The organism is Paraburkholderia sp. EG286A (assembly GCF_040965375.1).
Taxonomy (GTDB): domain Bacteria; phylum Pseudomonadota; class Gammaproteobacteria; order Burkholderiales; family Burkholderiaceae; genus Paraburkholderia.
Genome location: NZ_JBFRCB010000003.1, coordinates 149,245 through 161,199 on the forward strand (window position 1 = coordinate 149,245; position 11,955 = coordinate 161,199).

General features: G+C 64.1%; 9 protein-coding genes. 3 read left to right on the forward strand and 6 right to left on the reverse strand.

Going from position 1 to position 11,955, the window contains the following annotated elements; translation table 11 throughout:
• Positions 1-153 precede the first annotated feature (153 nt).
• Positions 154-1,071: a class I SAM-dependent methyltransferase gene (locus AB4Y35_RS13395; protein ID WP_368704747.1), complete on the reverse strand. Its 918-nt coding sequence runs from the start codon at positions 1,069-1,071 to the stop codon at positions 154-156.
• Between the two features lie 403 nt (positions 1,072-1,474).
• Here AB4Y35_RS13395 and AB4Y35_RS13400 point away from each other — a divergent pair, with 403 nt between their 5' ends.
• A complete protein-coding gene (locus tag AB4Y35_RS13400; protein ID WP_368704748.1) occupies positions 1,475-1,774 on the forward strand; it encodes a hypothetical protein in 300 nt (99 codons plus the stop codon).
• A 410-nt stretch (positions 1,775-2,184) separates the two neighbouring features.
• Positions 2,185-2,817, forward strand: coding sequence for a class I SAM-dependent methyltransferase (locus tag AB4Y35_RS13405; RefSeq protein WP_368704749.1), 633 nt, complete (start codon positions 2,185-2,187; stop codon positions 2,815-2,817).
• 27 nt (positions 2,818-2,844) lie between these two features.
• Here the strand turns inward: AB4Y35_RS13405 and AB4Y35_RS13410 are convergent, their stop codons facing one another.
• Positions 2,845-3,069 (reverse strand): hypothetical protein, encoded by a 225-nt coding sequence (locus tag AB4Y35_RS13410; protein WP_069265725.1) that lies wholly within the window; start codon positions 3,067-3,069, stop codon positions 2,845-2,847.
• 331 nt (positions 3,070-3,400) lie between these two features.
• On the opposite strand from AB4Y35_RS13410, the gene AB4Y35_RS13415 reads away from it, so the two are divergent.
• A complete protein-coding gene (locus AB4Y35_RS13415; protein ID WP_368704750.1) occupies positions 3,401-4,504 on the forward strand; it encodes an MBL fold metallo-hydrolase in 1,104 nt (367 codons plus the stop codon).
• A gap of 90 nt (positions 4,505-4,594) precedes the next feature.
• Here the strand turns inward: AB4Y35_RS13415 and AB4Y35_RS13420 are convergent, their stop codons facing one another.
• From AB4Y35_RS13420 to AB4Y35_RS13435, 4 genes are all read right to left on the reverse strand, one after another.
• Positions 4,595-6,268 carry an electron transfer flavoprotein-ubiquinone oxidoreductase gene (locus AB4Y35_RS13420; RefSeq protein ID WP_368704751.1) on the reverse strand — a complete coding sequence of 558 codons (1,674 nt, stop codon included), beginning with the start codon at positions 6,266-6,268 and terminating at the stop codon, positions 4,595-4,597.
• 43 nt (positions 6,269-6,311) lie between these two features.
• Entirely contained in the window at positions 6,312-8,102 is a 1,791-nt protein-coding gene (locus AB4Y35_RS13425; protein WP_368704752.1) for an acyl-CoA dehydrogenase, read from the reverse strand.
• A 262-nt stretch (positions 8,103-8,364) separates the two neighbouring features.
• Positions 8,365-9,369 (reverse strand): AraC family transcriptional regulator, encoded by a 1,005-nt coding sequence (locus tag AB4Y35_RS13430; RefSeq protein WP_368686029.1) that lies wholly within the window; start codon positions 9,367-9,369, stop codon positions 8,365-8,367.
• A gap of 79 nt (positions 9,370-9,448) precedes the next feature.
• The gene (locus tag AB4Y35_RS13435) at positions 9,449-11,443 is read right to left on the reverse strand and encodes an acetoacetate--CoA ligase (protein ID WP_368704753.1); all 1,995 of its coding nucleotides are present in this window, start codon (positions 11,441-11,443) and stop codon (positions 9,449-9,451) included.
• Positions 11,444-11,955: the final 512 nt, after the last annotated feature.

Genomic DNA, 11,955 nt, shown 5'->3' on the forward strand with positions numbered 1-11,955 from the left:
TATGGACTCCTCAAGCCAATCCCGCGCAGCATGAATGCGCGAGCATGGGCCTGAACGCAAACACCACGCGTTGGTGGCGTTGCGGCAGGCATGCTGCGCATTCTGCAGGGTTAACGCTTATGCAATCCTTAAGCAGGCGTTTGCATCCGGTCTCTACGGCCGCTTTGCCGTCAGATAGGCGATGCGCTCAGCGCCGAGTTGCGCTCCGCTTTCGAAAATCGCCCGCATTCTGACCTCCAGATACGCGCGCTCATCGCGGGTAAGTTCCTTTTCGAAGACCTCTTCCAGGCTGGGCGCCAACGGGTGGGGCGAGGTACGAAGAAACGTTTCCCAAGGCAGGCTGTCCTCTGTTCGCACTTCGATGTGCAATTCCAGATGAATGTCGGTGAAGCCCGCATCGATCGCGAAGCGCACGAGGTCCCGTTCGCCATAGTTCGTGATGGGCAGCGAGCGCGCCTTCTCCTCCGTGTCGGGGAACTGCGCTGCCCGGCACCGGAGCAGCAAGGGAAAGAAGGGATCATCCGTGTTGAACGCACGGGAATCGACGAGTTGCTTGAGCAGGCAAACCTCGAGCGCTTCGTCACGCAAAATCGGCTCGGCGATGGCGAAGCGGCCACCCGGTTTGAGGATGCGGTAAATCTCTCGCATTGCCGCGGGCTTGTCTGCCACATACGCCAGCACCGCGCGCATCGTGGCGGCATCGACTGCTTCGTTCGCGATGCCTTCCAGATTCTCGGCGCTGCCGTGTATGAATGCGCACTGCCCGCTCACACCCAGGCTTCGGGCCCGCTCTTCCGTGTGCCGCAGCAGCGGCGCCGAAATATCGGTCATGAGCACCCGGAGCGCGGCGCCGGCCCGTTCAATCGCGCGAAACCCGACGAGACCATCACCCGTCCCGATATCGGCCAATGTCATGCCGGGGCGCAGGCGAACGGAATCCAGCACACGGTCCGCGTACCTTGTGATCTCGGCACGGACCTTGTGCTCATGGGCGCGATCATCGCCATGACGCTGCCGGATGATCCACGAGGACCAGTTGTCGTGAGTGACGTCGTTCGCGAGCGGCAACACAATGGAATTCCAGGGGAAACTTGAAAGATTCGCGGGATGGTAGCGTTGAATTCTGATGAACTCCTTATCTAAACGATATTCCCGACGTGGAGCCTTATTTTCGCGGTGCCAAAGGTACGCCTTTTAAGCTGAATAAAAGTTGCTTTCATTCCAGAACATGTTTTCAACGAGATCCAAGGGCGGAAGCGCCACGGCACGGGGCATCAAGGAAACCCGGACCTGATCAGCTTTTAAACCAGTCGTCGGGCGATTATGAATGGCGCTGGCAGAAATCGAACCGCAGCTTATGCGAGCCTTAAGTTGATTTGCTTTCCGAAAATAAATACTTCTTAAGTATCTGGAAGGTGCTCCGATAAATCGGGCGCAGTTCCCGGTTTTTTCTCTCTTTATTGGAGACCTTCTGATGACAATCCAGGCAGTTTCTAGCCAACCCGCCGCTACGACAGCAGCGAATACCGGCGCGCAGAACCAGCAGGCGACTGCCGCTACGCAACCTGCCAGCAAGACGCAGGCGCAGTCCACTACGACGACGACACAGGCTTCGACGCCGTCGGCTTCGTATGCCGTCACGATCAGCAACGCCGCACGCGCTGCATTGGCCGAAGCCACCGAAACGTCGGTGCAGACCTCGCAGGAAGCCAACCGCGGAGACCGACAGGCTCAACGCCTGCTTGCGAAGGAACAGGCCAACAAACTGGGGTAAAGCGCAACGCGTGCGACAAGCGTGGTCCGACGCCGGTTTCGCACGCCCTACCCTTTGGTTCCGCTTGCACGTTGCGCGAAAACCGCGACGTGCAAGCTAACAGCTTTCCGCAAGACGGCCGACGTGCTCCAGGTGCGCCATCAAACCGGACAGATAAGATAACTTTTCTTATCGTAATAGAGTGTTTTTAATAACAAACTCTCCACTCGAAAAACGCGCCGCAGGCGGCCATCACGTCGGCTCGGGTCTGCCCTCACATCCACCGCGCGACTTGCGCGCCGTGTCCCGAACGCCACTGAGACCCATCTTCAGCGACAATATGTGGGAGCGTCCTCGCGCGCTGCTCAAGGAAACGAGCGCGCAGACGCTTTCGGACATCGAACTTTGCGAGTAACGAGGCAGGAGGTTTTATGCAGTCGCGGGATCACTGGAATCGCGTCTACACGACAAAGACGCCGACCCACGTAAGCTGGTTTCAGGAGCATGCGCTCCAGTCGGTGGCGCTCATTCGTCAGGCGGGTCTGTCGAAGGATGCGGCCATCATCGACGTGGGCGGCGGCGCGTCGACGCTGGTCGACGACCTCGTGGCGGACGACTATCGCAACGTCACGGTGCTGGACCTTTCCGACGCCGCGCTCGACGCCGCTCGCATGCGCCTCGCAACGCGAGTGGGCGAACGCGCAAACCGCGTTTCGTGGATCGTGGGCGACATCACGCAAATCGAATTGCCGGTGCAGGCTTACGACGTCTGGCACGACCGCGCCGTGTTTCATTTCCTGACGAGCCACGAAGACCGGGAAGCCTATGTGAACGCCGTGCTGCGTGCCGTAAAACCGGGCGGCATCGTGATCGTGGCGACCTTTGCCGAGGACGGCCCCGACCATTGCAGCGGGCTGCCCGTCATGCGCTATAGCGCCGATGCGTTACACGCCGAATTTGGCGCGCCCTTCACGCTGCTCAAACAGGAACGCGAGGAGCATCACACGCCGGGTGGCGCCACGCAGAAGTTCATCTACTGCATGTGCCGTAAAGAGACTTCGTGAACGGGTTTGTCGGTGATGCGCGCCGTTTCAGGGTGCGAACGCGAGTGCCGCGTCTTCCGGTAGATTTTCGAGCGCGCGGCTGCCATCGCGCAGCGCTTCGCTCTCGCCGTTGAAGGTCGTTTCGCTGTATGCGATGAGCTTGAAGCCGCTACCCGCGCTGCGAGGGATGGTGATACCCCAATGCCACCCTCCTTCCTGTTCGAAGACGTGCAGCTTCAGAGATGCATGCAAAGTGTTTGATCGATTCGTCATGTCACGCCCTCCTTTGCGAAAGCGTCGAGGCAGCCGGCAGACACTGGTCAGTGTAGGCATCATTTTGTTGCGGCGCAATAAATATCGACGTTGAGGTGCGATGCTACGCGATCGGGCGTCGTCATCGGGCAACAAAGGGAAACAGGCGGCAACGAGAAGCAACAAGCGGAAACAAAAGTAAACAGGCGTGCGGCAGCGCAGCGTCGTGCAGCAGTGATGCGCGTCACTTGCTCAGCCCCCAAATGGACGTGGGCGGGCGGGCTGCATTCACGCTATCCTGCGCGCGATGCACGAAAGTTTGCGCTCCCCATTTCCCTTTGCGCCCCGAAGCATGACCGACCGCACCGAAGCCTTCCCCGACAGCACGCCCGAGGCCGCATCCAATAGCGCCCGATCAGCGCTGTGCTATCCCTACCCGGAACCGCCCGCGTCCGGCTTGACCCTCGAGATCGCGGCGGGCGTGCGCTGGCTGCGTATGCCGCTGCCCTGGGCGCTCGATCACATCAACGTATGGCTCATCGACGACGCCGAAGGTTGCGCCGTTGTCGATACGGGCGCCCGCACCGATGCGGCCACGGCTGTGTGGCGCGCGATCTTCCCGCAGGGCGGCGAGGCACGCACGGCGCCCCGCGTGACACGCGTGCTGGTCACGCACATGCACCCCGATCATGTGGGCATGGCCGGCTGGCTCACGCGCGCATTCGACTGCCGGCTCTGGATGACGCGCGCCGAGTACTTCAACTGCCGCGTGGCCGCCGCCGACACCGGCCGCGAAGCGCCCGCCGACGCGCTCGACTTCTATCGCCGCGCGGGCTGGAGCGAGTCCGCCATCGATGTCTATCGCGCGCGCTTCGGCCGCTTCGGCCAGCATATCCACGCGCTGCCGGAAAGCTTCCGGCGCCTGCAGGACGGCGAGGTCGTGCGTATCGGCGCGCACGACTGGCGCGTGATCGTCGGCATGGGGCATTCGCCGGAACATGCGTGCTTTTACTGCCCGGCGCTGAAGCTGTTCATTTCGGGCGACCAGGTGCTGCCACGCATCTCGTCGAACGTTTCGGTCTATCCGATCGAGCCCGACGCGGACCCGATGGCGCAGTGGTACGCCTCGTTCGACAAGCTGCAACGCGAAGTGCCCGACGACGTGCTCGTGCTTCCCTCGCATAACGACTGCTTTTACGGGCTGCACGCGCGCATCGAGCGTTTGCGCCAGGGGCAGGACAAAAGCCTCGCGCGCCTGCGCGCCACGCTCGCCGAACCGCGCCGCGCCGTGGATGTGTTCGGTGCGCTGTTCGCGCGGCGCATCGGCGAAGACGATCTCGGGCAGATGAGTCTCGCAACCGGCGAGAGCCTCGCGTGCCTGAACTACCTGATGTATCGCGGCGAAGTGAAACGCGAGCTGCGCGACGACGGCCTGTACTGGTATTCGCGGACGTAAAAAATGGCAGGGAGGGCGCACCACGCCCCGCCTGCCACAAGCCGCATCGACGGCATGCACCGGAAAACCCGGAATGTCGTCGCCCGCTGCTTACATGTTCGGGTAGTTCGGCCCGCCGCCGCCTTCCGGCGTGACCCACACGATGTTCTGCGTCGGGTCCTTGATATCGCAGGTCTTGCAGTGTACGCAGTTCTGCGCGTTGATCTGCAGACGATGGGCGTCCTGCTCGTCCTTCACGAACTCGTAGACGCCTGCGGGACAGAAGCGCGCCTCGGGGCCTGCATACGTCGCGAGGTTGATGCCGACCGGCACCGTCATGTCCTTGAGCGTGAGGTGCGCCGGCTGGTTCTCTTCGTGGTTCGTGTTCGAGATGAACACCGACGAGAGCCGGTCGAACGTGAGCTTGCCGTCAGGTTTCGGATACTCGATCGGCTTGCACTGCGAAGCGGGCTTGAGCATCTCGTGATCGCGATGCTGGTGATGCAGCGTCCACGGCACCTTGCCGCCCAGCAGCTTCTGCTCGATGCCCACCATCAGCGTGCCCAGGTACAGGCCCTTGCTCATCCACTGCTTGAAGTTGCGCGCCTTGTACAGCTCCGTGTGGAGCCACGACTGCTTGAACGCTTCCGGGTAGGCCGCGAGTTCGTCGCTCTGGCGGCCCGCCTGCACGGCTTCGAACGCCGCATCGGCTGCCAGCATGCCGGTCTTGATCGCCGCGTGGCTGCCCTTGATGCGCGAAGCATTGAGGAAGCCCGCATCGTCGCCCACGAGCGCGCCGCCCGGGAACACGAGCTTGGGCAGCGACATCAGGCCGCCGGCCGTGATCGCGCGCGCGCCATACGACACGCGCTTGCCGCCTTCGAGGTACTTGCGGATTTCCGGATGCGTCTTGTAGCGCTGGAATTCCTCGAACGGCGAGAGATATGGGTTCTGGTACGCGAGCCCCACGACAAAGCCCACCATCACCTGGTTGTTGTCGGTGTGGTACAGGAACGAGCCGCCGTAGGTGTCGCTTTCCAGCGGCCAGCCGGCGGTATGGATCACGAGACCGGGCTGGTGCTTCGAGGGATCGATCTCCCACAGTTCCTTGATGCCGATGCCGTAGACCTGCGGATCCGAATCCTTGCCGAGCTTGAACTTCTCGTTCAGTTGACGGCCCAGATGCCCGCGGCAGCCTTCGCAGAACAGCGTGTACTTCGCGTGCAGCTCCATGCCGAGCTGGAAGTTCTCGGTGGGCTCGCCGTCCTTGCCGACACCCATGTTGCCGGTGGCGACGCCCTTGACCGACCCGTCGTCGTTGTAGAGCACTTCGGCAGCGGGGAAGCCCGGGAAGATTTCGACGCCCAGCGCCTCGGCCTGCTGGCCCAGCCAGCGCGTGACGTTCGCGAGGCTGATGACGTAGTTGCCGTGGTTCTTGAAGTTGTCGGGCAGTGCCCAGTTCGGCACGCCCTTCGCGCCGGTTTCCGTGAGGAACAGGAACTTGTCCTCGGTCACCGGCACGTTCAGCGGTGCGCCTTGCTCTTTCCAGTCCGGGATCAGCTCGTTCAGGGCACGCGGATCCATGACCGCGCCCGAGAGGATATGCGCCCCGATTTCCGAGCCTTTCTCCAGCACGCAGACACCGATTTCAGTGCCTTTTTCCGCGGCCAGCTGCTTCAGGCGGATCGCGGCAGACAGCCCGGCGGGGCCGCCACCGACGATCACCACGTCGTATTCCATCGACTCGCGTGGGCCGTACTGTGCAATCAGATCAATCGACGACATATCCTCTTCCTTCTTTGCTAACTGGGCGTTCCGGGTCGCCCGATCAAAACTGCACTTCGCTCAGCGCGAGCACGCCCGCGTCGCCCTTTGCGGCCAGGATCGACGTCTCGAGGCCGCCTGCCTGCGCGAGAATGTGCTCGGCGTAGAACTGCGCGATCGCGATCTTCGCGCCGTAAAACTCGGCATCGTTCGCGTGTTCGCGTTGCGCGACGAGCAGCGCGCGCGCCATTTGCCAGCCGCACAGCACGATGCCCGCGAGCTTCAGATACGGCACGCTGCCCGCGAACACCGCGTTCGGGTCGCGCTTGACGTTCGCAACCACGTAGTCGACGACATTCGCCAGTGCACGCGCGCCCTTCTCCAGCTGCTCGCGCATCGATGCCGCCGCCGCGCCGCCCGCCTGGCCGAGTTCCTCGGCAGTCCGGGCGATCTCGCCGAGCAGGGCCTTCGCCACCGCGCCGCCGTCGCGCACCGTCTTGCGGCCCACCAGGTCGTTCGCCTGGATCGCCGTGGTGCCTTCGTAGATGGCGAGAATGCGCGCGTCGCGGTAGTACTGGGCCGCGCCCGTTTCCTCGATGAAGCCCATGCCGCCATGCACCTGGACGCCGAGGCTCGTCACGTCGTTGACCATTTCGGTGCTCCAGCCCTTCACGATCGGCACGAGGAATTCGTAGATCGCGAGATTACGCGCGCGCACTTCCGGGGCGGCGTGGTAGTGAGCATGGTCGCTATAGGCGGCGGCGACATAGGCGAGCGCTCGTGCGCCCTCGGTCATCGCACGCATCGAGGCGAGCATGCGGCGCACGTCCGGATGATGGATGATGGTCGCCGACTGCTTGAGCGAGCCGTCCACGGGGCGGCTCTGCACACGCTCCTTCGCGTACGCCACGGCCTTCTGGTACGCGCTCTCGGCCACGCCCACGCCCTGCATGCCCACACCGAAGCGCGCGGCGTTCATCATGATGAACATGTATTCGAGGCCGCGATTCTCCTCGCCCACGAGGTAGCCGATCGCGCCGCCGTGATCGCCGTACTGGAGCACGGCCGTCGGGCTCGCCTTGATGCCGAGCTTGTGTTCGATCGAGACGCAATGCACGTCGTTGCGCGCGCCGAGCGAGCCGTCTTCGTTGACGAGGAACTTCGGCACGACGAACAACGAAATGCCTTTCACGCCTTCGGGCGCGTTGGGCGTGCGCGCCAGCACGAGGTGAACGATGTTCTCCGCCATGTCGTGCTCACCCCACGTGATGAAGATCTTCGTACCGAAGACCTTGTACGTGCCGTCGCCCTGCGGTTCGGCGCGCGAGCGCACCAGTGCGAGGTCGGAGCCGGCCTGCGGCTCGGTCAGGTTCATCGTGCCGGTCCAGTCGCCGGAGATGAGCTTCGGCACGTAGCGCGCCTTCAGCTCGTCGCTGCCCGCGGTGAGCAGCGCCTCGATCGCGCCGTCGGTGAGCAGCGGGCACAGCGCGAACGAGAGGTTCGCCGCGTTGAGCATTTCGATGCAAGGCGTCGCAATCAGCTTGGGCAGCGCCTGGCCGCCGAATTCGGACGGATGCTGCAGACCCTGCCAGCCGCCCTCGACGTACTGGCGGAACGCCCCGGCGAAGCCAGGCGTCGCCGTGACCTCGCCGTCGCGCCAGCTGCTGGGCGCGCGGTCGCCTTCCACGTTCAGCGGCGCGATGACTTCGCCGGAGAGCTTCGCGCACTCGTCGAGCACGGCCTGCGCAGTGTCGAAACCGGCGTCTTCGAAACCCGGCAGGGTTGCGACGGCGTCGATGCCGGCCAGCTCTTTCAGCACGAACAGCATGTCCTTGACGGGGGCGTTGTAGCTCATGATCGGTCCTTCCAGTACTCAGGGGTCAAAATGGATGCGCCGCCGGGCCAGGGTTACCTGGATGGCCACCTTGCGGCAGTACAGGACGGATCGTAGCGTCAATGGGTCGCGAAACCACTGTCCAAACCGGACCACATGGTGACAATTCTGGCCACGCTGTCGGCGGCCGCGCCCACCCGTCGTGGGTGGACATCGCCACTTTGTGCCGGGCTGCGCTCAGCCGGGCTGCGCTCAGCCGGGCGACGCTCAGGCGCCCAGCCGCTCAGCCGCGGCGACGGTAGGTGCCGGGCGTGCTGCCCGTCCAGTGGCGAAAGGCACGGTGAAAGGCGCTGGGGTCGTCGAAACCCAGATCGCCGCCAATGGCCGCGATCGTGTCCTGGGTGTCGGTGAGGCGCTGGATCGCCACGTCGCGGCGCAGTTCGTCCTTGAGTGCCTGGAAGGTGGTCTCCTCGGCGGCGAGGCGCCGGCACAGCGTGCGCACCGAGCAGTGCAGGCTGTCGGCCGCCGCTTCGATGGTCGGCAGATCGGGCAGTTGCGCGGCCAGGTACTGGCGCACGTTGTGGCTCACGAGCTGCTCGCTGAAGGTCTCGAAGATCCAGTCGCCGGGCGAGCGCGCGAGAAACGCGCGCAGGTTGCGCTTGCTCTGCCGGATCGGCATGTCGAGATAGGCCGCGCTGAAGCGCATCAGCGTGGCCTCGCAGCCAAAGCGCACGGGCCCCGAGAAGAAGTAACGATGATCGAGCGCGTGCGGCGGCTGCGCGCAGGCGAAATCGACTTGCAGGAGCGGAATGCGCTGGCCGATCAGCCAGGAGCACACGCCATGCGCGAGCTTGAGCGTCAGCTCCTGGCCGAGCGGCCCGATCGCGCCATACGCCGGATTGGCGCGTAATGCCACCTGGGCCACGAGCCCCTGGCGGCGCGACTCGAGCCGGAAATCGTCGAGCACGATGTGGAAGAACTGGTCGAAGCGATGCAGGGCCGTTTCGAGGTTGCGCGCATCGAGCAGGCTCAGGCAGAGAAACTTGAGCGTGCCGCTGCGCAGCGGCCGGCTGAAGATGCCGGGCATCTCGTCGTCGAGTTCGATGGCGAGCGTCTGGTAGAGCGTGGAGAACTGCTCTTCCGTCACGCGGCCACCCGGCTTGGCGAGCAGTTCCAGCGCGATGCCCGCCTCGTTGAGATAGCGGCGGATCACGGCGGGCTCGGCGCCCGCGCCGGCCAGAAAGCCGTTGACGAGCGAGATGGGAACGGTGGCGCTAGGCGATGGCATGCGTTGACGATGGAAGGCCGGGTTAACGGACAGACATCGGCGTCGGTCCGCGCGCCATTTTAAATCGGCACGGCGAGAATCACGTTGCCCCGCCCCTCGTCCGCGCAAACGCCGCAAACCACGCGAGGCTTTCCGGGTTGGCCATGGTGTCCGGATTGGCCACCTTCTCGAGCGGTTGGCCCAGCAGAAGCCGCTTGATCGGCACCTCCATCTTCTTGCCCGAGAGCGTGCGCGGAACGGCCTGAACCTGATGGATCTCGTCGGGCACATGGCGTGCCGAGAGCGCCTCGCGCACGCGCGCGCGAATGCGCTGCGCGAGCGCGTCGCTCAGATCGACACCGGGGCGCAGCACCACGAAGAGCGGCATCGACGAGTTGCGCCCCAGGTACTCCAGATCGACCACGAGGCTGTCGAGCACCTCGGGCACCGACTCCACCGCGCGATACAGCTCGCTCGTGCCCATGCGGATGCCGTGGCGGTTGATGGTGGCGTCCGAGCGCCCGTAGATAACCGCGCCGCCGCGCGGCGTGATGCGCAGCCAGTCGCCGTGGCGCCAGATGCCAGGAAACATGTCGAAGTAGCTTTCGCGGTAGCGCCGGTGCGCTTCGTCGCGCCAGAAGTAAAGCGGCATCGAGGGCATGGGCGCGGTGCACACGAGTTCGCCGACTTCGTCGATGCGCGCGTGCCCGGCTTCGTCGAATGCCTCAACGCGCGCGCCGAGGCACCGGCACTGCATTTCGCCGAGATAGACCGGCAAGGTCGGCACACCGGCGAGGAAGCAGCCCGCGAAGTCGGTGCCGCCCGAAATCGCGTCGATCCAGACGGGCCCCACCTGCTCGAGTATCCACGCATACGCTTCGGGCGGCAGCGGCGAGCCGGTCGAGCCGACTGCGCGCAGGCGCGAGAGATCGGCGGCCGCACGCGGCTCGACCCCGGCCTTCAGGCACCCCTGGAAATACGCCGCCCCCGCGCCGAAGAACGTCACCCCCGTGTCGCCCACGAAGCGCCACAGCGCCTGCGCGTCGGGATAGGTCGGGTTGCCGTCGTAGAGGCAGAGCGTCGCGCCCGCGAGCAGGCCGCCTACCTGGCAGTTCCACATGATCCAGTTCGTGCTGGCGTACCAGTGGAACCGGTCACCAGGGTTCAGGTCGAGATGCAGCGCGGTGAGCTTCACGTGCTCCACCACGATGCCGCCGTGCGAATGCACGATGGCCTTGGGCATGCCCGTCGTGCCCGACGAATAGACGATCCACAACGGATGATCGAACGGCACGGGTTCGATCTGCAGCGGGACGTTGCCAGCGATGGCGTCGCGCCATGCCGTGGCCTGCGGGTACGCCTTGGCGTCGGCGTCCGGGTCGAGTTGCGGGACGAACACAAGATGCGCCACGCCCGGCAGTTCGCGCAGCAGATGGTGAATCAGCTCGCGCCGGTCGTGCGGCTTGCCGCCGTAGCGATAGCCGTCCACGGCGAACAGCACCTTCGGTTCGATCTGCCGGAAGCGGTCGAGCACCGCGAGCGGCCCCATGTCCGGCGAGCATACCGACCAGATCGCGCCCACGCTCGCCGTGGCGAGAAATGCCACGACGGTTTCGGGCGTGTTCGGCATGAAGGCCGCCACGCGGTCGCCACTCGCAACGCCCATGCGCCGCAGCGTGGCCGCGCAAGCCGCGACCTGGCGGCGCAGCTCCGCCCAGCTCAATTCGCGCGTGCGCCCCGCCATGGGACCGCTCTCGCTGCGCGAAACGATCGCGGGCCGCGCGTCGCTCGCGAGCTGGAAGGCCCGCTCGACGTAGTTCAATTCGACACCCGGAAACCAGCGTGCACCGGGCATTGCCGCATCGGCGAGCGCCACGCCGCGCGCCTCGCGCGACGGAATCTGCGCCCAGTCCCACAGCGCGCACCAGAAAGCGTCGACGTCCTCGACGGACCAGCGCCATAGCGCGTCGTAGTCGTCGAACGCGAGACCGCGCGTCTCGCCGAGCCACGTCACGAACCGGGTGATGCGCGCTGATTCGACCTGCTGCGGTGCCGGCGTCCAGGCCGGAGTGGATACGGGAGCGGTTTCGTTCATCGGGTTGCGTGGGCTCGTGCGTGTTCGTCTGAGCTAATGGTGCCGGAGCCGGTGCGCCTCGAACAATTCAGGGAAACCAGTGGAAGGTTTTCAACCGCATTAGCTGACGACGATGTCCGTTAACGTCGTGCGCAATAACATGTCACGCCGTGATTATTTCCAGTATTTCGAATAAAAGTGGTAATTGAACAGTTACGCGCGATCAATATTTTGCTTTCCGATTTAATCTAAGATAAATCGAAATTCACATGCCGGGTTGTCCTGCACAAATAGATCGAACCGCTAATTTACCTTGCGCTGCGCAACGCCTTTTTTACCGGGAAAGTCCGGCATACGGCCTGTTCCGTACGCAATTGGCATAAGGCCCGTCATAAAACTGCAATCCACTGGCGCCTTTAATTTGGCTAATTCCCGCCGGTTCGCCTCTCCCTATCGGACCAAGGTCTTATTGTCATTTTGCGCGCCCCCTATCAGATTGAGCGCGTAGCGGCACGGGTTCCGCTCTCGCGGCA

Excerpts from the sequence above, each read along its gene's own strand:
- AB4Y35_RS13400 (WP_368704748.1), top strand. The coding sequence starts at position 1,475 with ATGACAATCCAGGCAGTTTCTAGCCAACCCGCCGCTACGACAGCAGCG.
- AB4Y35_RS13405 (WP_368704749.1), top strand. The coding sequence starts at position 2,185 with ATGCAGTCGCGGGATCACTGGAATCGCGTCTACACGACAAAGACGCCG.
- AB4Y35_RS13410 (WP_069265725.1), bottom strand. The coding sequence starts at position 3,069 with ATGACGAATCGATCAAACACTTTGCATGCATCTCTGAAGCTGCACGTC.
- AB4Y35_RS13415 (WP_368704750.1), top strand. The coding sequence starts at position 3,401 with ATGACCGACCGCACCGAAGCCTTCCCCGACAGCACGCCCGAGGCCGCA.
- AB4Y35_RS13420 (WP_368704751.1), bottom strand. The coding sequence starts at position 6,268 with ATGTCGTCGATTGATCTGATTGCACAGTACGGCCCACGCGAGTCGATG.
- AB4Y35_RS13425 (WP_368704752.1), bottom strand. The coding sequence starts at position 8,102 with ATGAGCTACAACGCCCCCGTCAAGGACATGCTGTTCGTGCTGAAAGAG.
- AB4Y35_RS13430 (WP_368686029.1), bottom strand. The coding sequence starts at position 9,369 with ATGCCATCGCCTAGCGCCACCGTTCCCATCTCGCTCGTCAACGGCTTT.
- AB4Y35_RS13435 (WP_368704753.1), bottom strand. The coding sequence starts at position 11,443 with ATGAACGAAACCGCTCCCGTATCCACTCCGGCCTGGACGCCGGCACCG.